The following is a 21,188-nucleotide window of genomic DNA, read 5'->3' on the forward strand; positions in this document are numbered from 1 at the left end:
CCGGGCATGGAAGCGAAGAGCACTACGCTGGCCGGCAACTGGCGCGCACCGCGCCTGATGATCGCCGACGGCTCGCTGGAAGCACTGAAGTGGTTGGCGCTGCTGTTGATGAGTGGTGATCACATCAACAAGTACCTGTTCAACGAGACACTGCCCTGGCTGTTCGAGGCCGGGCGCCTGGCGATGCCGCTGTTCGTCTTCGTCCTCGCCTGGAACCTGGCGCGGCCGGGCGCCTTGGCCAGCGGCGCCTACTCGCGCACAGCGCTGCGCCTGACATTGTTCGGCCTGCTGGCGACGCCACCGTTCATCGCACTGGGCGGCCTGAGCGGTGGCTGGTATCCGCTGAACATCTTCTTCACTCTGCTGGCGATCACCCTGGCGACCTGGTGCCTGGACCACGCAGCGATGGGGCGGCGTTGCGCACTGCTGGGCGCCCTGCTCGTGGTGCTGGTCGGTGGCGCGCTGGTGGAGTTCTGGTGGCCAGCAGTGCTGTTGGGCCTGGCCTTCGGCTGGTATCGGCGGCAGCCCGGCTGGACGGCGTTGACCCTTGTTCTCGCGGCCCTGGCCGCCCTGTATCTGGTCAATCGCAACTACTGGGCCGTGGCAGCGCTGCCGCTGATCCTATTGGCAAGCACCATCGATCTGCGCATTCCGCGCTGGCGTTGGCTGTTCTATGCCTATTACCCGTTGCACCTGCTGGCGCTATGGCTGATCCGCATTCCCATGGCCAAGGCCGGTTATCTATTCCTCATCTGAAGCCCAGCCCCCATGCCCGACGACAAGAAACCCGGCCTTCCGGCCACCGTCTCCGACACCGGCGAGGCCCTGGAAAGCCAGGCGCAGCAACTGGCCGGGGAGCAAGCGGCGCTACTGCAAACAGCCTCGCTGCAAAGCCGTTATGGCGAGGCGCTGGCGCTATGCGTGGAGCAGAAGCAGGCCCAGGCCGAGGCCATCGAAGAGCGTCTCGAAGCCTTGATCGAGCACCAGCAGGCCCTGCTGCAGCAAGGCCAGGCCGGGCGTCCCGGATTCCTGGCGCTACCTTCGGCGCGCGCCGCCTGGCAGCAGCGTCAGGCCGAATGTCAGGGGCGCCTGCAACTGCTGCAGGCACGCCTGGAGCGGGTGCATGAGTTGCACCAGGGCATGGGCTTGTATGCCCCACGCATCGAGGAGCTGGCGGCTCGCAAACTGCGCGCCGAACAGCCGGAGCTGGCGGCGCAATGGAGCCTGCAGCGCCAGGCCGAGCGCAGCCGGCAGGAAAACCGGCGGCAAAACCAGACCTGCGAGCCCGGCCGGTCAAGGCCCATGCCTTCCTGAGACTGGTGGTCCCCTTCCCGTCAACTTCGTTCACGGAGCGAACCCAATGAAGCACAACAATGCCGTCGGCCCGCAGATTCGTGGCGGCCAGCGCAGCGGCGGCAACGTTTGGCAGGCGCTGCTGGCCATCCTGTTCCTGCTGGCCGGTCTTGTGACCGCCACCCAGTACTTCGCCCATCTCTATGGCGAGCACCCGGCGCTCGGGGACAGCCTGGGCGGAGTCTATGCACCCTGGATGATCCTGGTGTGGGCGGCGAAGTGGTCGGATCAGTACCAGGACGCATTGTTACGCGCGGGCTCCCTCGGCATGCTGGTCAGTGCGGCTGGCATGATGGCGCTGGTGGTGGTCCGGCTGATCCAGCGCAACAGCGCCACGGCCAACCAGTTCCTCCATGGTTCCGCTCGCTGGGGCGCGCGCAAGGATATCGAGAGCGCCGGCCTGCTGGCGGACGAGGGCGTTTATGTCGGTGCCTGGCTCGATAAGCGCAACAAGCTGCATTACCTGCGCCACAACGGCCCGGAGCATATCCTGACCTTCGCCCCGACCCGTAGCGGCAAGGGCGTCGGGTTGGTGATCCCGACCCTGCTGTCGTGGAAGCACAGTGCCGTAATCACCGACCTCAAGGGTGAACTCTGGGCGCTGACCGCCGGTTGGCGGCAGCAGCACGCCGGCAACCGGGTGCTGCGCTTCGAGCCGGCAACTGCCAATGGCTGCGTGGGTTGGAACCCTCTGGAAGAAATCCGCCTGGGCACCGAGTTCGAAGTGGGCGACGTACAGAACCTCGCCACGCTGATCGTCGACCCCGATGGCAAGGGTCTCAACGATCATTGGCAGAAGACCTCCCAGGCCCTGCTGGTGGGCTGCATCCTGCACCTGTGCTATCGCTCGCTGGACGAGGGGGGCGTGGCCAGCCTGCCGGCACTGGACGCCATGCTGGCCGATCCGTCTCGGCCGATCGAGGAGCTCTGGCAGGAGATGACTCACTATGGCCATCTCAATGGCGAGAACCATCCGCTGGTGGGCTCGGCGGCCCGGGACATGCTCGACCGCCCGGCGGAAGAGGCCGGCTCGGTACTGTCCACCGCCAAGTCCTACCTGTCGCTGTTCCGCGACCCGATAGTGGCGCGCAACGTCAGCCGTTCGGAGTTCAAGATCCGCGACCTGATGAACCACGACGATCCGCTGAGCCTGTACATCATCACCCAGCCCAACGACAAGGCGCGCCTGCGCCCGCTGGTGCGCATCCTGGTGAACATGATCGTGCGCCTGCTGGCGGACAAGATGGATTTCGAGGATGGCCGGCCCAAGGCGCACTACAAGCACCGCCTGCTGATGATGCTCGACGAGTTCCCCAGCCTCGGCAAGCTGGACATCATGCAGGAGTCGCTGGCCTTCGTGGCCGGCTATGGCATCAAGTGCTACCTGATTGTCCAGGATCTCTCGCAGTTGCAGGAGTTCTACGGGCAGAACGAGAGCATCACCTCCAACTGCCACATCCAGAACGCCTACCCGCCGAACCGCGTGGAGACCGCCGAACACCTGTCCAAGCTGACCGGGCAGACCACCATCGTCAAGGAGCAGATCACCACCAGCGGGCGGCGCTCCAGCGCGCTGCTGGGCCAGGTTTCCCGGACCCTGCAGGAAGTGCAGCGTCCACTGTTGACCGTGGATGAGGCTCTACGCATGCCGGGGCCGCGCAAGGACAGCCAGGGCAACATCCAGGAGGCGGGCGACATGGTGGTTTACTGCGCCGGCTTCCCGGCCTTCTACGGCAAGCAGCCGCTGTATTTCCAGGACCCGGTGTTCCTGGCCAGGGCGCGGGTGCCGGCACCGCGAGAAAGCGACCGGACCATCGACCGGCATCCCGCCAGGGCCAATGCCTGATGCGGCCGTTGAGTATCGCCGCACTGGCGGCGATCGCGGCTTTCTGTGCCTTGCCGCTGGTACTGCATGCCGGGTTGCGCATCAACACCACCAGCAGCTTCCCGCCCGGACTCTACTGGGTGGTGGACAAGGTGCCGGCGCGGGGCGACCTGGTACTGTTCTGCCCTCCGCAGCGCGAGGTGTTTCGCCTCGCCCACGAGCGTGGTTATCTGGCTGCCGGCACTTGTCCCGGCGGCTACATGCGCCTGCTCAAGCGCCTGGTGGGTGAAGCGGGTGACGAGGTAGCTATCCAGCCTGCTGGCATCAGCGTCAACGGCCAATTGCAGGCGCGCAGCCAGCGCCTGGACGTTGACCCCAGGGGCAGGGCGATGCCCCGGCCCGACAGCGATCGCTTCCAATTGGCGGCCGGCCAGGTGCTGATGCTCTCCGATTACAGCCGGTTGTCCTTCGATGGCCGCTACTTCGGGCCCATACCGCGCAGCCAGTTGGGCGAGGTGGTGCGGCCGGTATTGGTCTGGGGCAAGGCGGGCGACTGAGTCACGGCCATCCGCCGCGGGCGGCTGCCGTCGCCGGCGCATTTTCGGTACCATGCCGCTTTTGCCACCCGAGGTCTCCATGGAGTTCCTTCTCTACCTGGTGCTGGGTGCCTGCGCGGGCGTGCTGGCCGGGTTGTTCGGCGTCGGCGGCGGCCTGATCATCGTCCCGGTGCTGGTGTTCAGCTTCACCGCCCATGGCTTTCCCGTCGAGGTGCTGACGCAGATGGCTGTGGGCACCTCGCTGGCTACCATCGTCTTCACCTCGGTCAATTCCATCCTCGAACACCATCGCCGCGGCGCGGTGCTCTGGCCGGTGTTCCTGTGGATGACCGTGGGCATCGTCGTCGGCAGCGCCCTGGGCGCGCTGACCGCCTCGGCCATCAAGGGAGCGGTGCTGCAGAAGATCATCGGCGTCTTCGCCGTGCTCATCTCCATCCAGATGACCCTGGGCCTGCAACCCAAGGCCGGCGGCAGCCTGCCGGGCAAGGGCGGGTTGGGCGCGGCCGGCGGCTTCATCGGCTGGGCCTCGGCGATCTTCGGTATCGGCGGCGGCTCGCTGACCGTGCCTTTCCTGTCCTGGCGCGGCGTCTCCATGCAGCAGGCGGTGGCTACGTCCTCGGCCTGCGGTCTGCCCATCGCCATCGCCGGGGCGATTTCTTTCATCGTGGTCGGCTGGCACCGGCCCGAGCTGCCGCAGTGGAGCTTCGGCTTCGTCTACCTGCCGGCGCTGGTGGGCATCGCCGTCACCAGCATGTTCTTCGCCCGCATCGGCGCGCGCCTGGCGCACCGCCTGCCGGCCAAGGTGCTCAAGCGCCTGTTCGCTCTGCTGATGTTCTGCATCGGCATGAGTTTCCTGATCAAACCCTAGGAGTAAGCGATGCTGCCCTATCCACAGATCGACCCCGTCGCGGTGTCGCTCGGCCCCCTGAAGATCCACTGGTACGGGCTGATGTACCTGATCGGCATCGGCGGCGCCTGGCTGCTGGCCTCGCGCCGGCTGAACCGTTTCGATGCGACCTGGAGCAAGGAGAAGCTCTCCGACCTGGTGTTCTGGGTCGCCTGCGGCGTGGTGCTCGGCGGGCGCCTGGGCTACGTGCTGTTCTACAAGCTGGACTTCTACCTGGCCAACCCGCTGAACCTGTTCAAGGTCTGGGAGGGCGGCATGTCGTTCCACGGCGGGCTGATTGGGGTGATGCTGGCCACCTGGTGGTTCGGCAAGCGCAACGGCAAGAGTTTCTTCCAGCTGATGGACTTCATCGCCCCGCTGGTGCCGATCGGCCTGGGCGCCGGGCGCATCGGCAACTTCATCAACGCCGAGCTGTGGGGCAAGCCCACCGACGTGCCCTGGGCGATGATCTTCCCGCCCTACAGCGACCCGGCGCAGCTGCCGCGCCACCCGTCACAGCTGTACGAGTTCGCCCTGGAAGGCATAGTGCTGTTCGCCATCCTCTGGATGTTCTCGCGCAAGCCGCGGCCGACCGCCTCGGTGTCGGGCCTGTTCATCCTCTGCTACGGCTGCTTCCGCTTCTTCGTCGAGTTCTTCCGCCTGCCCGACGCCGACCAGGGCGCCGGCGGCAACGGCGGCCCGGGCTACCTGGCCTGGGACTGGCTGACCATGGGTCAGCTGCTGTGCGTGCCGATGATCCTCGGCGGCATCGCCCTGATGGTCTGGGCCTACCGCCATGCGGCGGCGAAGCCGGCGACCCCCTGACGGACGGCGGCTTGTCGTAGAAGCGAGCAAGCCCGCCTGCCTCCTCCGGCAAACGCGACACCCGTAGGATGGGTTGAGCGAAGCGATACCCATCACCGAGACCGCATGGGTTTCGCAAGCTCAACCCATCCTACGGAAAGCACCTCGGTTCAGTGGGCAAGACAGTCGATCCTGCCAGGCTAAGAGCCCCTCAAGCGCGGTCCCAGACCTCGAAGGCATAGGCCGGCGTTTCTGCCGTGGCTTCATGCTCGATGCTGGACGCCAGGTGCCAGCGGCTTTCGTCCACCTCGGGGAAGCATGCGTCGCCCGCCGGGCTCAGGGCCACGCGGGTCAGGTACAGGCGCTCGGCCACGGGCAGGGCCTCGGCGTAGAGCTGGGCGCCGCCGATCAGCATCAGCTCCTCGGCTTCCTCCTCCCGCGCCCAGGCATCGGCGCGCTGCAGCGCAGCGTCCAGCGAGGTGAAGACCTCGGCACCTTCCAACTTCAGGCCGGCCTGGCGGCTGACCACCAGGTTGAGCCGGCCGGGCAGCGGGCGGCCGAGGGAGTCCCAGGTCTTGCGGCCCATGATGATCGGCTTGCCCAGGGTCAGCGCCTTGAAGTGCTTGAGGTCGGCCGGCAGGTGCCAGGGCAGGCGGTTGTCGACGCCGATCACGCGGTTCTCGGCGAGGGCGGCGATCATCGCCAGCGGCAGGCGGGAAGGGGCTTGGGACATCGTGGCTCCGGTCATGTGCTCAGGGTGATCCATCGGTGGCAGAGGATACCAGCCGCTGGGCCGGCGCGTCGTTCGCGTAGGGCGGCACGCGCATGAAGAAGGTGCCGTCCTCGTTGACCTGGGTGATGCCGGTGGCCAGCACCTTGCGGTAGTCCTTGAGGCTGAACGCCAGCGTCTGGCCGGGCTGCTCGGCCTTGAGCAGCACCTGCGCGTAGGTGATGAGGATCTCGAAGATCTTCAGGTCGCCCGATTGCAGCCAGATGTACGAAGGACCGGCCAGGCTGGGCGGCTCGAAGCGCGGCGGCGGGCTGCCGGCCGGGCGGGCGAAGCGCAGGTGCAGGCCCTGCGCATCGAGCCAGGCGGCATCGACCTTGCCGTCGATGCCCACCAGCGGGAACACCTGGTGGTAGTCCAGGCGCATGGCGTTGTCGCGCAGCAGGGCGCCGGGGCGCTGCAGGTCGACCAGCGAATCCAGGTGCAGGCCGACCAGGCTCATGGCACCGTAGGCCGGCACGCCGAGGACCTTGACCTGGTCCGGCTGGTAGAGGATCTCGTCGCCCTCCAGGCGCACGCTGCCGGCCAGGCGCAGCGGCAGCCAGGGGCCGATGCCCAGGGGCTGTACTTCGCCGCTGACGCGCAGGCGCTCGCCGTCGATGCTCATGCTGAAGTTGCGCAGCATGCTCTGTGGATAAGCCAGGATGCGCTCGTTGAACAGGCTGGCCAGTTGCTGCGGGTCGAGGATCACCTCGCCCTCGGTGACCTGGATGCGCATGTCCTGCGGGCGGTCGAAATCCACCGGCGCGCCGGCCTTGAGCGGCACCAGCCAGCCATTGAGCTGCGGGCTGTGGAAGCCGATGCCGCCCTCGAAGTACATGTCCACGTTGTGCAGCAGCAGGCCGACGCCGTCCTGGCCGGAATCGCGCACGCCGCCCGGGCGGCTGGCGGCGTGCCCGGCGTCCGGCGGCGTCTGCTGGAACCAGCCCTGGCGCAGCAGCTGCAGTTCCTGCTGCTGGCGGTCGATGGCGCTCTGCGCCTGCGCAAGCAGGGGCAGGGCGAGGAGCAGGGGCAGCAGACGCTTCATAGGGCTTTCTCCTGCGGGGCCGGCGCCTTCACCGGCGACACCGCGATGTGCACCATGCCGTCCTGGCGCAGGCGGATCTCGCCATACTGCAGCTGGCGGCGGTAGTCGTAGAGGTTGAACAGCAGCGGCTGCCCGGGGCTGAGACTGGTGAACAGGGCGTAGGCCTTGACCAGGATGGTGCGGGCCATCTTGATGTCGCCGCCCTGGATGAACATGTAGCTCTCCGGCGCCTGCAACTGCGGCCATTGCAGGCTGGCCAGGTCGTCGCCCAACTGCAGGTCCATGCCGCCGTCGGCCAGCTTCAGGCTGCGCACGGCGAACTCCAGGCGCGGCGGCGGGAACAGGCCGTCGAGGTCGACCAGGATGCGGTTGCCGACCAGTTGCATGTGCGCGGTGTGCAGTTGCAGCACCTCTGACATCTCGATGGAGGCGGCGCTCAGCGAAGGGGTGACGTCCACGCCGTCGACGAAGATGCGTTGCGGCACCAGCGCCACCTTCAGCGGGCCGGCCTGCTCGATGCCGGTGAGCATCCGCAGCGGCCGCCAGCGGCCCTTGCGCAGCAACTCGCCGCGCACTTCCTGGCCGTCCTTGCGGGTGGCCAGGACCAGGTTGCGCACCGGCGCGTCGGCGCCGCGCAGTTCGGCGTTGAGCAGGGTGGCGAGGGTGGCGTCGGCGACGAAGATGTCGCCGGCCTGGATGCGCGCGACCATGGCCCTGGGGTCGTCGAGCATCAGCGGCGTGCCCTTGGGGCCGTTGGAGCTCATGCGGATCAGCATGCGGCGGATGAAGAAGCCGATGTCGTCGTGCAGGCGGAAGTCGGTGTGGCTTATCCACAGCTTCGACTCGTCGCTGTCGGAGGCGCGCTGGCCGACTTTGTCGTCCAGCTGGCGCGGCGGCACCGCCTGCATCAGCGGGGTGTCCGGGCCCCAGTCGGAGGGGCGCACCGGGGGCGTTTCCACGGCCGCCGCGTGGGCGGCGGCCAGCAGGAGCAGGGCGCAGGGCAGGACGCGCGGCATGGCGGGCCTCGTTGTTGTTGTTGTTCTGGTTGGCTTTGGCACCCTATACCCGTGGGCGCGCCGGGTAAGCCCTTCCTTGGTTCGGTCGGCGGGCGCCGGTGTTACCGTTACCCCGGAGAGCTGGCGGGCGGACGCGGCGCGGCACAGCGGTTATGCTTGCGCCCCAGGAACCCGTGCCGGAGACACTGTGAGCGATAGCGCCCCACCTTCCGCCTTCGACCGACTGTGGCTGTGCGAAGCCGTGCGCCTGCGCGAGGAGCAGGCCGGCCCGCTGGAGGACGCCGAGGCCAACCGCCGCGCCATCGCCGCCGGCGGCGAACTGCCCCGGCGCATCGAGAACCGCGCCCTGTGGCTGGCCGGCCGCGACGAGCTGGACAGCGCCCTGCGCCTGTGGAAACAGGGCGCGCAACTGGCCTTCTACCTGCTGATCTTCCTCGCCCTGCTCAGCGGCGCCGGCCTGGCCCTGGCCGCCCTCGGCGATGGCCAGCGCCCGGTCAATGTGTTCTGGGCCCTGGCCAGCCTGCTCGGCCTGGACCTGCTGATGCTGCTCGGCTGGGCCGCGGGTTTCGCCCTTGGCGGCGGCGAGGCGGCCGGCGCGCTGGGCCGTCTCTGGCTATGGCTGAGCGGCAAGCTGGCGCGCGATGCCCGCGCCGCGCAACTGGCGCCGGCGCTGCTGGTGCTGCTCGGCCGCCAGCGCCTGACGCGCTGGGCGCTGGGCATGCTGGTCCACGGCCTGTGGTTGCTGGCCCTGGGCGCGGCCATGGTGGTGCTGTTGGCGTTGCTCTCGACGCGGCGCTACGGCTTCGTCTGGGAAACCACCATCCTCGGCGGCGACACCTTCGTTTTCCTCACCCAAGGCCTCGGCGCACTGCCTTCGTTGCTGGGCTTCCCGCTGCCGGACAGCGACCTGGTGCGCGCCAGCGGCGATGCCCTGGTGGCCAGCGAGGCGGCGCGCCACGCCTGGGCCGGCTGGCTGGTGGGCATCCTGGCGGTCTACGGCCTGCTGCCGCGCCTGCTGCTCTGGGCCTTCTGCCTGTGGCGCTGGCGCCGCGGCCGCGCGGCGTTGCGCCTGGACCTCTCGCTGCCCGGCTACAGCCTGCTGCGCGAACGCCTGCTGCCCAGCAGCGAGCGCCTGGGCGTCAACGATGCCGCGCCGGCCAGCCTGGTCGAGCCCCAGGCGCAGAACCCCGCCGCCAGCGCGGACGGCGCCCTGCTGGTGGCCATCGAACTGGACGACAGCCAGCCCTGGCCGCCGAAGCTGCCGGCCGGCGTGGCCGATGCCGGCGTGCTGGACGATGGCGCACAACGCCGCCGCCTGCTGGAACAACTGACCCGCTACCCGCCGGCGCGCCTGGCCATCGCCTGCGACCCGCGGCGCTCGCCGGACCGCGGCACCCTAGCGCTGATCGCCGAGCTGTCGCGCTGCGCCGGCGCCACCCGCGTCTGGCTGCTGCAGCCGCCGGCGGGCAGCGGCCTGGACAGCGACCGCCTGGCCGACTGGCATGCCGCCATCGACAAGCTGAACCTGCCGCACAGCGGCGCATCGCCCCTGGCCTGGCTGGAGAGCGGACATGACTGAGCCCCTCAGGCTGGCCGTGGTCGGCCACACCAACGTCGGCAAGACCTCGCTGCTGCGCACCCTGACCCGCGACGTCGGCTTCGGCGAGGTCTCGCACCGTCCCAGCACCACCCGCCACGTCGAGGGCGCGCGCCTGTCGGTGGACGGCGAGTCGCTGCTGGAGCTGTACGACACGCCGGGCCTGGAGGACGCCATCGCCCTGCGCGACTTTCTCGACGCCCTGGAACGCCCCGGCGAGCGCCTGGACGGCCCGGAGAAGCTGCGTCGCTTCCTCGACGGCAGCGAGGCGCGCGGCCGCTTCGAACAGGAAGCCAAGGTGCTGCGCCAGTTGCAGGCGTCCGACGCCGGGCTCTACGTGATCGACGCCCGCGAACCGGTGCTGGCCAAGTACCGCGACGAACTGGCGGTACTCGCCGGCTGTGCGCGGCCGCTGCTGCCGGTGCTGAACTTCGTCGCCAGCGCCAACCACCGCGAGGAGCAATGGCGCGAGGCCCTATCGCGCCTGGGCCTGCATGCGCTGGTGCGCTTCGACAGCGTGGCGCCGCCGCTGGATGGCGAACGCCGGCTCTACGAAAGCCTGGCGCTGCTGCTGGAGAAGTCGCGCCCGCAGCTGGAACGGCTGATCCGGGACCACGAGGCCCAGGCCGTGGCTCGCCGCGAAGCCGGCGCCAAGCTGATCGCCGAACTGCTGGTGGACGTTGCCGCCTGCCGCGACCTGGTGCCGGGCGATGCCGAGGCCATCCGCCTGGCCACCGAAGTGTTGCGCGACCGCGTGCGCAAGCGCGAGGAAGCCTGCGTACAGGCCCTGCTGCGCCTCTACGCCTTCCGCAAGGACGATGCCCGCGCCGCCGACCTGCCGTTGCTGGACGGCCGCTGGGGCGACGACCTGTTCAACCCCGAGACCCTGCGTCAGCTCGGTGTGCGCCTGGGCGGTGGAGTAGCTGCCGGTGCCGCGGCTGGCGCGGGCATCGACCTGCTGGTGGGCGGCCTGACCCTGGGCGCCGCCACCGCCCTCGGCGCCCTGGCCGGCGGCGCCTGGCAGACCGTCGGCCATTACGGCCAGCGCCTGCTCGGCAAGCTCAAGGGGCAGCGCGAACTCTCGGTGGACGACAGCGTGCTGCGCCTGCTCGCCCTGCGCCAGCGCCAGCTGCTGGCGGCATTGCAGACGCGGGGCCATGCGGCCATGGAAGCCATTCGCGTCGATTCGCCGGAAGACAAGCAATGGCGCGAGGGCAAGCTGCCCGAGGCGCTGCGCAAGGCGCGGGCGCACCCGGAGTGGTCGACCTTGAATGGCCGCAAGCGGGTGGATAAGAGCGAACGCCAGGAGCAGGTAGACGCCCTGGCTCAGCAGCTATTGGAACCGTAGGGCGGATAACCGCGAACGGTTATACGCCGCTACACCTCCGTTGCTGCCGCGTCTTGGCCGAGCCCTGGCGCATACCCGGCCAGCGCCAAGCCCAACAGCGAGCGGGCCAGCGGCCAAGGCCAGGCGGCGGATAACCGCGAACGGTTATTCGCCCTACGTTCAGCCGAGCTCGATCATTTCCACCGACGCCTGGCCGTCCGCGATGCTCAGGATCGCCAGCGAGATCGGCAGCTTGAAGCGCCGCGGCCCGGCGCTGCCGGGGTTGAGGTAGAGCACCCCGTCGCGCACTTCCTCTAGCGGCTTGTGCGAATGCCCGGCCAGCACCACGTCGAAGCCTTCGGCCCGTGGATCGATGGCCAATTGCTTGAGGTCGTGGATCAGGTACAGGCGCAGCCCGCCCAGTTCCAGGCCCAGGGTTTCGGGAATGGTCTCGGCCCAGGCTTCGGTGTCGTTGTTGCCGCGCACCACGTCCAGCGGCGCCAGTTGGCGCAGCGCATCGAGGATCGCCGGCTTGCCGATGTCGCCCAGGTGCAGCAGGCGCTGGCAGCCGCGCAGGGCTTCCAGTGCTTCGGGACGCAGCAGGTTGTGGGTGTCGGCTATTACGCCGACGCGCAGGGAAGTGCTCATGCATCCAGCATAAACGACGACGCCACCCGAGGGTGGCGTCGTGGCTGGTTCAGTGCTGGGCCCTGGCCGCCGGTGTTTCCGGCAGGAACCAGTTCAGCAGCAGGGCGCAGATGCCGCCGGTGGCGACGCCGGACTCCAGCACGTTGCGCAGCGCCGCCGGCATGTGCGCGAGGAATTCAGGCACCTGCGACACGCCCAGGCCCAGGGCCAGGCTGACGGCGATGATCAGCAGGGCGCGGCGGTCGAGGTGGGTGCCGGCGAGGATGTTGATGCCCGAGGCGGCCACCGCGCCGAACATCACCATGGCCGCGCCGCCGAGCACCGGCTCGGGCACCGCCTGGATCACCCCGGCGACGCTGGGGAACAGGCCCAGCACCACCAGCATCGCGGCGATCCACAGGCCGATGTGGCGGCTGGCCACGCCGGTCAGCTGGATCACCCCGTTGTTCTGCGCGAACACCGAGCTGGGGAAGGTGTTGAAGATGCCCGCCAGCAGCGAGTTGGCGCCATTCACCAGCACCCCGCCCTTGATCCGCTGCATCCACAGTGGGCCTTCCACCGGCTGCTTCGACACCTGGCTGGTGGCGGTGACGTCGCCGATGGCCTCCAGCGAGGTGACCAGGTAGATCACCAGCATCGGGATGAACAGCGCCCAGGAGAAGCTCAGGCCGAAGTGCAGCGGCGTCGGCACCTGAAACATCGCGGCCTGGTGCATGCCGCTGAAGTCCAGGCGGCCCAGGTAGCCGGCCAGCGCGTAGCCCACGGCCAGGGCGATGACGATGGCGCCGCTGCGCATCCACACCACCGGGATGCGGTTGAGCACCACGATGATCGCCAGCACGGTGCCGGACAGCAGCAGGTTCTCGCCGTTGGCGAAGGTGCCGTTGCCCATGGCGCTGAAGCCGCCGCCCATGCTGATCAGGCCGACCTTGATCAGGGTGAGGCCGATCATCAGCACCACGATGCCGGTCACCAGCGGGGTGATCAGCCGCTTCACGAACGGCAGGATGCGCGACACGCCCATCTCCACGAAGGAGCCGGCCATGACCACGCCGAAGATGGCCGCCATCACCTGCTCCACCGGCGTGCCCTGCTTGACCATCAGCGCCCCGCCGGCGATCAGCGGGCCGACGAAGTTGAAGCTGGTGCCCTGGACGATCAGCAGCCCGGCGCCGAACGGCCCGAAGCGCTTGCACTGGACGAAGGTGGCGATGCCGGAGATGACCAGCGACATGGACACGATCAGGTTGGTGTCGCGGGCGGAAACGCCCAGCGCCTGGCAGATCAGCAGGCCGGGGGTGACGATCGGCACGATGATCGCCAGCAGGTGCTGCAGCGCGGCGAGCAGCGCGACGGGCAGGGCGGGACGGTCTTCCAGGCCGTAGACCAGGTCGCGCTGGGCCTTGTCGGCGGTGACGGGGTTCTCGAGGGAGCTCATGGCGGCAGTCCGGGAAAAAGAGCGGGATTTTACGGGGTGGGGGCGGGATCGGACAGTGCCATAGGGCAGGGATTTTTCTTTGGGAGGTGACACTAACTGTCAGGAAGTGTCGGTGGTAACGGCATTATCTGCCATTATTTGTCATCTTTTGTTGGGCGGTTTTGAGTGCTGTCAAGCGTGTTTGGATGTTGGGGAAAATTCAGTCACGCCTGAGGGAGTGGGACTACATATTTGTCTTGTTCATGGAAGATCTAATTCATTTGTCCGCTGGTTTTGGTCAGAACTTTGCGGGTAAAGAATTAATAACTCATGGAGAAGGAATATGAGACGATATCGCACCCTGCAAAAGGGTTTTACCCTGATCGAACTGATGATTGCTGTTGCAATTATCGGTATCTTGTCAGCAATTGCCCTTCCGGCTTATCAGGACTACACCGCAACTGCTAAAGCTGCTGCCGGTCTTGCGGAAATGGCTACGCATAAGGCGCCTTTTGAGTTAGATATCATAGCAGATCGTATTCCCACTATAGCCAGCGTCGGTCTTCCCGGCAATGAAACGCCTAACTGCTCGGCTATTGATGTGGGCGAGGCTGGAATAAAATGTACTCTTCGTGATGCCAAGAGACTTGGAACTAATGCATATATAGATTTGAAATATGTTAAGACTACGTATGCGGCTGATGGAACTATTTCAGCTGCGGGTGGATTTAAGTGTGAAACAAACTCGGATATGCCTTCGGCTTTTGTTCCCAAGGGTTGCGCTGCCGCCGAGCAGGCTGGCGGTGGTGGTAATCCCTAACTAATGGGATTTCAATAGGTAACGTAGAAGTAAAGTTTGGTTGGATATCTTATCTTCCGCCAATTAAAAAGCCCGGGAGCACCCCGGGCTTTTTAATTGTTCGGAGTATCAGCCGTCCAACAATGCCTTGTTCCGCACCGCCCCCTTGTCAGCACTGGTAGCCAGCAACGCATAAGCCTTCAGCGCAGTACTGACGCGGCGGGCACGCGGCTGCGCCGGCTTCCAGCCTTTCTTGTCCTGTTCGATGCGGCGGGCGGCCAGTTCTTCGTCGCTGACCAGCAGGTTGATGCTGCGGTTGGGGATGTCGATCAGCACCTTGTCGCCATCCTTGACCAGGCCGATGGCGCCGCCCGCGGCGGCTTCCGGCGAGGCGTGGCCGATGGACAGGCCCGAGGTGCCGCCGGAGAAGCGGCCATCGGTGAGCAGGGCGCATTGCTTGCCCAGGCCCTTGGACTTCAGGTAGCTGGTGGGGTAGAGCATTTCCTGCATGCCCGGGCCGCCTTTCGGGCCTTCGTAGCGGATGATCACGATGTCGCCCGGCTTCACCTCGTCGGCGAGGATGCCCTTCACCGCGGCGTCCTGGCTTTCGAAGATCTTCGCGCTGCCTTCGAACACGTGGATCGACTCGTCCACGCCGGCGGTCTTCACCACGCAGCCGTCGAGGGCGATGTTGCCGTACAGCACGGCCAGGCCGCCTTCGGCGGAGTAGGCGTGCTCGACGCTGCGGATGCAGCCTTCGGCGCGGTCGTCGTCCAGGCTCGGCCAGCGGGTGTTCTGGCTGAACGCGGTCTGGGTGGGGATGCCGGCGGGGCCTGCCTTGAAGAAGGTGTGGACGGCTTCGTCGCGGGTCTGGGTGATGTCCCACTGGGCGATGGCGTCGGCCATGCTCGGGCTGTGCACGGTCGGTACGTCGGTGTGCAGCAGGCCGCCGCGGGCCAGCTCGCCGAGGATGGAGAAGATGCCGCCGGCGCGGTGCACGTCTTCCATGTGGTACTTCTGGATGTTTGGCGCCACCTTGCACAGCTGCGGCACCTTGCGCGACAGGCGATCGATGTCACGCAGGTCGAAGGCGATCTCCGCCTCCTGCGCTGCGGCCAGCAGGTGCAGGATGGTGTTGGTCGAGCCGCCCATGGCGATGTCCAGGGTCATGGCGTTCTCGAAGGCCTTGAAGCTGGCGACGTTGCGCGGCAGCACAGACTCGTCGCCTTCGCCGTAGTAGCGCTGGCACAGTTCCACGGCCAGACGGCCGGCGCGCAGGAACAGCTGCTCGCGGTCGGCGTGGGTGGCCAGGGTCGAGCCGTTGCCCGGCAGCGACAGGCCCAGGGCCTCGGTCAGGCAGTTCATCGAGTTGGCGGTGAACATGCCGGAGCAGGAGCCGCAGGTGGGGCAGGCGCTGCGCTCGTATTCGGCGACCTTCTCGTCGGAGCAGGAATCGTCCGCCGCGACCACCATGGCGTCGACCAGGTCCAGGCCGTGGCTGGCCAGCTTGGTCTTGCCGGCCTCCATCGGCCCGCCGGAGACGAACACCACCGGGATGTTCAGGCGCAGGGCGGCCATCAGCATGCCGGGGGTGATCTTGTCGCAGTTGGAGATGCAGACGATGGCGTCGGCGCAATGGGCGTTGACCATGTATTCCACGGAGTCGGCGATGATCTCGCGCGACGGCAGGGAATAGAGCATGCCGTCGTGGCCCATGGCGATGCCGTCGTCCACGGCTATGGTGTTGAATTCCTTGGCCACGCCGCCGGCCTTCTCGATCTCGCGGGCGACCAGTTGGCCCAGGTCCTTCAGGTGCACGTGGCCGGGCACGAACTGGGTGAAGGAGTTGGCGATGGCGATGATCGGTTTCTTGAAGTCTTCGTCCTTCATCCCGGTGGCGCGCCAGAGGGCGCGGGCGCCGGCCATGTTGCGGCCGTGGGTGGAGGTTTTCGAGCGGTAATCGGGCATGACGAGTTCCTGCGGCTAATCAGGCATCGGTAAGAGTCTTATCGTGAGCGTCGTTCGAGGCACATGCAAACGGCAGATGGAGCTGCATGCTCGGAGGGGGCTGCAAGACGGGGCGGGGTCACCGCCCGCGCGGCCGGGGCTCACGGGCCCGCCGGGGGATGTTGGCGAGGGATGTGCAGGATTCTACGCCGGCCGCCGCCGCCAGGGAAAGGCTGATGGTCGGCGGGTGGGGGCAGCTGGAAGCCTGAAGCTGGAAGCTTGAAGAAAGAGCGGCGCCTGGAATACTTTTCCAGCTTCCAGCTTCCAGCTTCCAGCTTCCAGCTTCCAGCTTCCAGCTTCCAGCTTCCAGCTTCCAGCTTCCAGCTTCCAGCTTCCAGCTTTGAAGCTATCAGCTATTGGGCAACAACCGCACCGTCAGACTCTTGATATAGCGGGTCTCGGCGATGGCCGGGTGCACCGGGTGGTCCGGGCCCTGGCCGCCGCGTTCCAGCAGCTGGAGGTTGCGGTCCAGGTGGCGGGCGCTGCCGAGCAGGATGTTCTGCAGGTCGTCCTCGGGCAGGTGCATGGAGCAGGAGGCGCTGACCAGGATGCCGTCCTTGGAGAGAAGGCGCATGGCCTGTTCGTTGAGGCGGCGGTAGGCGGCCTCGCCGTTCTTCAGGTCCTTCTTGCGCTTGATGAAGGCCGGCGGGTCGGCGATGACCACGTCGAAGCGCTCGTCTGCGGCCTTCAGCTCGCGCAGGGCGTCGAACACGTCGCCTTCCACGCAGGCGACCTTGTCGGACAGGCCGTTGAGGGTGGCGTTGCGCTCCACGCCGTCGAGGGCGAAGCCGGAGGCGTCCACGCACATCACGTCGCTGGCGCCGAAGGCCGCGGCCTGGATGCCCCAGCCGCCGATGTAGCTGAACAGGTCGAGCACGCGCTTGCCTTTCACGTAGGGCGCCAGGCGCGCGCGGTTCATGCGGTGGTCGTAGAACCAGCCGGTCTTCTGCCCGGCCAGCACCGGGGCCTCGAAGCGCACGCCGTTCTCTTCCAGGGCGACCCACTCGGGCACTTCGCCATAGGCATTCTCCACGTAGCGCTCCAGGCCCTCGGCATCGCGCGCGCTGGAGTCGTTCTTCCACAGCACGGCAGTGGGCTTGAGCACCTGCAGCAGGGCGGCGAGCACGTCGTCGCGGTGCTTCTCCATGGTCGCCGAGGCGAGCTGCACCACCAGCACGTCGCCGAAGCGGTCCACCACCAGGCCGGGGAGCAGGTCGGCGTCACCGTAGACCAGGCGGTAGAAGGGCTTGTCGAAGAGGCGCTCGCGCAGGCTCAGGGCGACGTTGAGGCGGTGTACCAGCAGCGATTTGTCGAGAACGTGCTTGGTGTCGCGGGAAACCAGGCGTGCGCAGATCAGGTTGTTCGGGCTCAGCGCCACCACGCCCAGCGGCTTGCCATTGGCCATCTCGAGGATCGCCTGGTCGCCAGCGGCGAAGGCGTTCAGCGGCGTGGCCTGGACATCCACCTCGTTGCTGTAGACCCACAGGTGGCCGGCGCGCAGGCGGCGCTCGGCGTTGGCTTTCAGACGCAAGCTGGGCAGGGTCATGGCGGTGCTCCGGGAAAAAGAGCGAGATTATAACCGCTGGCCGCCGGGGTTGCCGATGCCGCGCGGGCGTGATGAGCAGGCATAAAGTTCGCGTCGCGGCTGCCGATACGGTTCTGTCTAAATCGGCAGTTCCAGAAGTCGTCCGTCTGGGTAAACTGTGCGCCCCGTCAACTTTTCCAGACCGTCCCCATGGTCCAAGAACTCTCCGCCGAACAGATCCGCCAGACCCTGCAGGGCATCAGCGTGCCGCCGCAACCGCAGATCATGGTCGACCTGCAGATGGAACAGGTCATGCCCAACCCCGACCTGAAGGCCATCGCCAAGCTCATCAGCCAGGACCCCGGGTTGTCCGGCGCGTTGCTCAAGCTGGTCAACTCGCCGTTCTTCGGCCTGGCCAACCGCATCACCTCGATCCAGCGCGCGGTCAACCTGCTGGGCAGCCGCTCGGTGATCAACCTGATCAACGCCCAGTCGATCAAGGGCGAGATGAGCGACGACACCATCGTCACCCTCAACCGCTTCTGGGACACCGCCCAGGACGTGGCCATGAGCTGTTTGACCCTGGCCAAGCGCATCGGCTACGAGTCGGTGGACGAGGCCTATGCCCTGGGGCTGTTCCACAATTGCGGCATCCCGCTGATGCTCAAGCGCTTCCCGCACTACATGGCGGTGCTGGAGGAGGCCTATGCCAGCGCCAGCGACGAGCGCCGCGTGGTGGACACCGAGAACCGCGTGCTGAACACCAACCACGCCGTGGTCGGCTACTTCACCGCGCGCTCCTGGCGCCTGCCGGAGCACGTCTGCGAGGCCATCGCCAACCACCACAACGCGCTCACGGTGTTCAGCGAGGAAAGCAGCCGCAACACCCAGCTGAAGAACCTGCTGGCGATCCTCAAGATGGCCGAGCACATCTGCGGCTCGCACCGCATCCTCGGCAACCAGCCGGAGGACCACGAGTGGGAGAGCATCCGCGCCCTGGTGCTGGATTACGTGGGGCTGACCGAATACGACTTCGAGAACCTGAAGTCGAGCATCCTCGAACTGGGCGTGGGGCAGGGGAGCTATTAGGGATCGCGGATGGAGTCCGTTCCTATCATCGTGCTTCCCCGCAACGTAGGGCGTATAACCGTTCGCGGTTATCCGCCGTTGGCAGGAATACCGATGCCCTTTAAGAGCGCCCTCTCCCCAACCCTCTCCCGCAAGCGGGAGAGGGGGCTGTCCTGAGCAGCGTCGAAGCCAGGCACCATCCTCATACCCCCGGGAGCCCAGAAAACAACGTAGGAGCGGGCCCTGCCCGCGATTCGCGCGCAGGGCGCGCTCCTACAAGTGCAAGAGAACCGACCGAAGTGCGCCAAGGCGCGGGACAGCACAATGAAAAAGCCGGGCATCTGCCCGGCCTTTTCATGAACGCGGCGCTTTAGTCGAGCATGTCGCTGAAGCGCTCGTCCTTCTTGTACACCAGCGGCTGGGCGAAGCCCGGCACGCTCATTTCCTCGGCGCCGATGCGGATGTCGCGGTCGTCGATCATGTCGTTGCCGAAGTTGTAGATGATGTCGAACTGGCCCTTGAGCGCCTGTTCCTCGTAGCGCTGGGCGGCGGCGCGGGTTTGCTCGCGGCGCGCCTGGTAGGCGTCGAAGGCGGTGGCGCCGTGGCGCTTGCGCAGCATCTTCTCGGCCAGGCGCGGGGAGAGCAGCACGCCGGTGGCGTTGTTGCCGCCGAAGCCCTTGGAGTTGATGAAGCAGACGTCCAGGTCGTCGCGGCGGCGGTCCTTGTTGGACAGCGCGATGCGATCCTTGTGCACGTCGTCGGCGAAGGTCTCGACGGTCTTGATGCCCGGCAGCAGGCCGTACTTGAAGGTGCCCAGGGCGGAGACCAGCTGGTCGGCGCTGGCGGTGGCCAGGGAGTGGCCGACGAAGGCCTTGACCGCGGCCACCGGCCAGTCGGCGATGCCGAAGGCCTTGGCCACGCGGTCGAGGATTTCCGACTCGGTGACGCGGTTGGCCGGGGTGCTGGAGCCGTGGGCGTGGACGAAGCTGCGGCGGCGCACGCCTTCCTCGCCGACGATCTGCATGGCGGCGGCCACGGCCTTGGCCATGGTCAGGTAGTTGCCCGGGCCGGGGGCGGAGATGGATTTCTTGAAGCCGTCGGCGTTGATGAAGACGTCGGTCACCGCGCCGTGGATGTCGGCGCCCAGCTCCAGGGCCAGGGCGTCGTCCATCAGCACCACGTACTGGCTGGACTCGGCCAGGGTGAAGCCGCAGTTCTCGCCGAACGGGCGGCTGGCGCGGCGGAAGTCCACGTCCGGGCGGCCCTCGATGTTGCGCAGGCCTTCCTCGGTGGCCAGGGCGCTCATGGCCGCGTAGCCCTCGACGATTTCCGAGGTGATCGGCGCTTCGCTGTTGCCCACCACGACCACCCGCGCCTGGCCGGAGGTGATGGCCTCGATGCCTTTCTGCAGGTTGTAGAGGAAGGTGGCGCAGGCGCCGGTGACGCTGCCGGTGAGGCCGACGCTGCCCAGTACGTAGGCGTTGATGAAGTCGGTGGGCATGCTGTTGAAGCCCAGCGGCAGCTGCTTGGCGCTGACGCGGTGGCCCTTCAGACGCGACTGCAGCAGGCCGCCGAAGCCGTTGTCGTCGAGCTGGCTCATGATGCTGCTGGAGAACACGGCGATTTCGTCGGGCTGCACGCGGTCGACGATGCGCTGCCAGTCGATGCCCACCGAGCGGATCGCGTCGGTGGCGCCCACCACGGCCATCTGCAGGCCGCGCGGGTGGAAGCGCGAGGCGTACAGCTCGCCCGGCTCGAAGCCGGTGGGCAACTGGCCGGCGGACTTCACCGGCATCTCGCGGTAGCTGTCGACCTTGACCTCGACGCTGTCGTGGAGGGTGACGCGGACCTGGTTGTCGGCCAGTTCTTCCACCGACCAGTTGGCCGGCAGCGGCTCGGGCAGCTGCTTGCGCGCAGTGGTGAAGCTCAGCGGCTGGGCGCCGTCGGCTTCGAGGGTGAGGTTCTTGTGCCAGTGCGCGGCATCGACGTCGAAGTACTGCTTCTCGATGCGGCGGATCAGGGTGGAGCCGAGGATCTGCGTGGCATGCCGCCGCTCGATGGCGGCCAGGTCCAGGCGCGCGCCGTCGGCGGCGTCCAGGTAGTGGCCGTCCTCGAACTTCACCAGCTTCATCATCACGGCCAGGCCGGCGAGGGTCTGCTGGCGGGCCTGCTCGTCCAGGGACTCCAGGACGGTGCGACGGAACGCATGGTGGAAGGAACTGCGACCCGCGGCGTTATACCCACCAAAACCAACGATGACCGGTAGTCGAGACATCTCTCGCAAACTCCTTCATATAGGCCCGTCCTGTGCAGGACCGGATGGCGCGACCAGGGTGCACGCGAGGCGCAGGGAGGCGACATCACGGATCAGGGGCACAAGCCCGGCGGCAGCTCTGTGATTGGAATGCTTATGCTGACGAGGATGATGACTGCCGAGTCACGCTTTTGGCCAGGGATTGACGGCGAAAGGCGACGAACTTGCCAGGAAGGAGGGGGTGGAACGGATGCGCGAAGGCGCCGGGAGCCGGTGTGGCTCCCGGGCGGG

General features: G+C 67.1%; 18 protein-coding genes. 10 read left to right on the forward strand and 8 right to left on the reverse strand.

The features are described 5' to 3' along the window. Positions 1–6: 6 nt before the first annotated feature. The 6 genes from RN02_RS24395 to lgt all read left to right on the forward strand — a co-directional run bounded on the left by RN02_RS24395 (position 7) and on the right by lgt (position 5,446). Positions 7–756, forward strand: coding sequence for a TraX family protein (locus RN02_RS24395; RefSeq protein ID WP_082033879.1), 750 nt, complete (start codon positions 7–9; stop codon positions 754–756). 12 nt (positions 757–768) lie between these two features. Further along, positions 769–1,314: an IncP plasmid survival protein KfrC family protein gene (locus RN02_RS33495; protein ID WP_052267837.1), complete on the forward strand. Its 546-nt coding sequence runs from the start codon at positions 769–771 to the stop codon at positions 1,312–1,314. A 46-nt stretch (positions 1,315–1,360) separates the two neighbouring features. Then, the gene (locus RN02_RS24405) at positions 1,361–3,199 is read left to right on the forward strand and encodes a type IV secretory system conjugative DNA transfer family protein (protein ID WP_043317503.1); all 1,839 of its coding nucleotides are present in this window, start codon (positions 1,361–1,363) and stop codon (positions 3,197–3,199) included. Positions 3,200–3,207: 8 nt separating this feature from the next. Next, the gene (gene traF / locus RN02_RS24410; protein ID WP_161796260.1) at positions 3,208–3,735 is read left to right on the forward strand and encodes a conjugative transfer signal peptidase TraF; all 528 of its coding nucleotides are present in this window, start codon (positions 3,208–3,210) and stop codon (positions 3,733–3,735) included. A 79-nt stretch (positions 3,736–3,814) separates the two neighbouring features. Further along, entirely contained in the window at positions 3,815–4,603 is a 789-nt protein-coding gene (locus tag RN02_RS24415) for a sulfite exporter TauE/SafE family protein (RefSeq protein WP_043268279.1), read from the forward strand. A 9-nt stretch (positions 4,604–4,612) separates the two neighbouring features. Continuing rightward, positions 4,613–5,446, forward strand: a complete 834-nt coding sequence (lgt, locus tag RN02_RS24420; protein ID WP_043317506.1) for a prolipoprotein diacylglyceryl transferase — start codon at positions 4,613–4,615, stop codon at positions 5,444–5,446. Positions 5,447–5,636: 190 nt separating this feature from the next. On the opposite strand, the gene RN02_RS24425 is transcribed toward lgt, so the two are convergent. From RN02_RS24425 to RN02_RS24435, 3 genes are read right to left on the reverse strand one after another with little or no spacing between them, the layout of a single operon-like run. Beyond that, complete coding sequence (locus RN02_RS24425; RefSeq protein ID WP_043317508.1) at positions 5,637–6,158, reverse strand: dihydrofolate reductase; 522 nt, start codon at positions 6,156–6,158, stop codon at positions 5,637–5,639. Between the two features lie 19 nt (positions 6,159–6,177). After that, positions 6,178–7,239 carry a hypothetical protein gene (locus tag RN02_RS24430; RefSeq protein ID WP_052267839.1) on the reverse strand — a complete coding sequence of 354 codons (1,062 nt, stop codon included), beginning with the start codon at positions 7,237–7,239 and terminating at the stop codon, positions 6,178–6,180. Then, complete coding sequence (locus RN02_RS24435; protein ID WP_043317510.1) at positions 7,236–8,255, reverse strand: hypothetical protein; 1,020 nt, start codon at positions 8,253–8,255, stop codon at positions 7,236–7,238. Before RN02_RS24435 ends, RN02_RS24430 begins: the two co-directional genes overlap by 4 nt. A 187-nt stretch (positions 8,256–8,442) precedes the next feature. Here RN02_RS24435 and RN02_RS24440 point away from each other — a divergent pair, with 187 nt between their 5' ends. Both RN02_RS24440 and RN02_RS24445 read left to right on the forward strand, forming a co-directional pair. Further along, positions 8,443–9,834 (forward strand): DUF2868 domain-containing protein, encoded by a 1,392-nt coding sequence (locus tag RN02_RS24440; RefSeq protein ID WP_043317512.1) that lies wholly within the window; start codon positions 8,443–8,445, stop codon positions 9,832–9,834. Beyond that, a complete protein-coding gene (locus tag RN02_RS24445; RefSeq protein WP_043268289.1) occupies positions 9,827–11,200 on the forward strand; it encodes a GTPase/DUF3482 domain-containing protein in 1,374 nt (457 codons plus the stop codon). Before RN02_RS24440 ends, RN02_RS24445 begins: the two co-directional genes overlap by 8 nt. A gap of 159 nt (positions 11,201–11,359) precedes the next feature. Here the strand turns inward: RN02_RS24445 and RN02_RS24450 are convergent, their stop codons facing one another. Together RN02_RS24450 and RN02_RS24455 are read right to left on the reverse strand one after the other, a co-directional pair. Then, on the reverse strand, positions 11,360–11,827 hold the full coding sequence (locus tag RN02_RS24450) for a metallophosphoesterase family protein (RefSeq protein WP_152623811.1): 468 nt from the start codon (positions 11,825–11,827) through the stop codon (positions 11,360–11,362). Between the two features lie 49 nt (positions 11,828–11,876). Further along, positions 11,877–13,265 (reverse strand): nucleobase:cation symporter-2 family protein, encoded by a 1,389-nt coding sequence (locus tag RN02_RS24455; RefSeq protein ID WP_043317514.1) that lies wholly within the window; start codon positions 13,263–13,265, stop codon positions 11,877–11,879. A gap of 322 nt (positions 13,266–13,587) precedes the next feature. Here RN02_RS24455 and RN02_RS32770 point away from each other — a divergent pair, with 322 nt between their 5' ends. Beyond that, positions 13,588–14,064: a pilin gene (locus RN02_RS32770; RefSeq protein ID WP_081884576.1), complete on the forward strand. Its 477-nt coding sequence runs from the start codon at positions 13,588–13,590 to the stop codon at positions 14,062–14,064. Between the two features lie 108 nt (positions 14,065–14,172). Here RN02_RS32770 and ilvD read toward each other — a convergent pair whose 3' ends face one another. Both ilvD and RN02_RS24470 read right to left on the reverse strand, forming a co-directional pair. After that, a complete protein-coding gene (gene ilvD / locus RN02_RS24465) occupies positions 14,173–16,011 on the reverse strand; it encodes a dihydroxy-acid dehydratase (protein WP_043317516.1) in 1,839 nt (612 codons plus the stop codon). Between the two features lie 388 nt (positions 16,012–16,399). Further along, entirely contained in the window at positions 16,400–17,596 is a 1,197-nt protein-coding gene (locus RN02_RS24470; RefSeq protein WP_043317519.1) for a class I SAM-dependent rRNA methyltransferase, read from the reverse strand. 243 nt (positions 17,597–17,839) lie between these two features. Between RN02_RS24470 and RN02_RS24475 the strand changes: the two genes are divergently transcribed. Next, complete coding sequence (locus RN02_RS24475) at positions 17,840–18,664, forward strand: HDOD domain-containing protein (RefSeq protein ID WP_116425215.1); 825 nt, start codon at positions 17,840–17,842, stop codon at positions 18,662–18,664. A 349-nt stretch (positions 18,665–19,013) separates the two neighbouring features. On the opposite strand, the gene RN02_RS24485 is transcribed toward RN02_RS24475, so the two are convergent. Continuing rightward, positions 19,014–20,918, reverse strand: coding sequence for a beta-ketoacyl synthase (locus tag RN02_RS24485; protein WP_043317523.1), 1,905 nt, complete (start codon positions 20,916–20,918; stop codon positions 19,014–19,016). Positions 20,919–21,188: the final 270 nt, after the last annotated feature.

This window comes from Pseudomonas sp. PI1 (assembly GCF_000812405.1).
Lineage (GTDB): Bacteria > Pseudomonadota > Gammaproteobacteria > Pseudomonadales > Pseudomonadaceae > Pseudomonas > Pseudomonas citronellolis.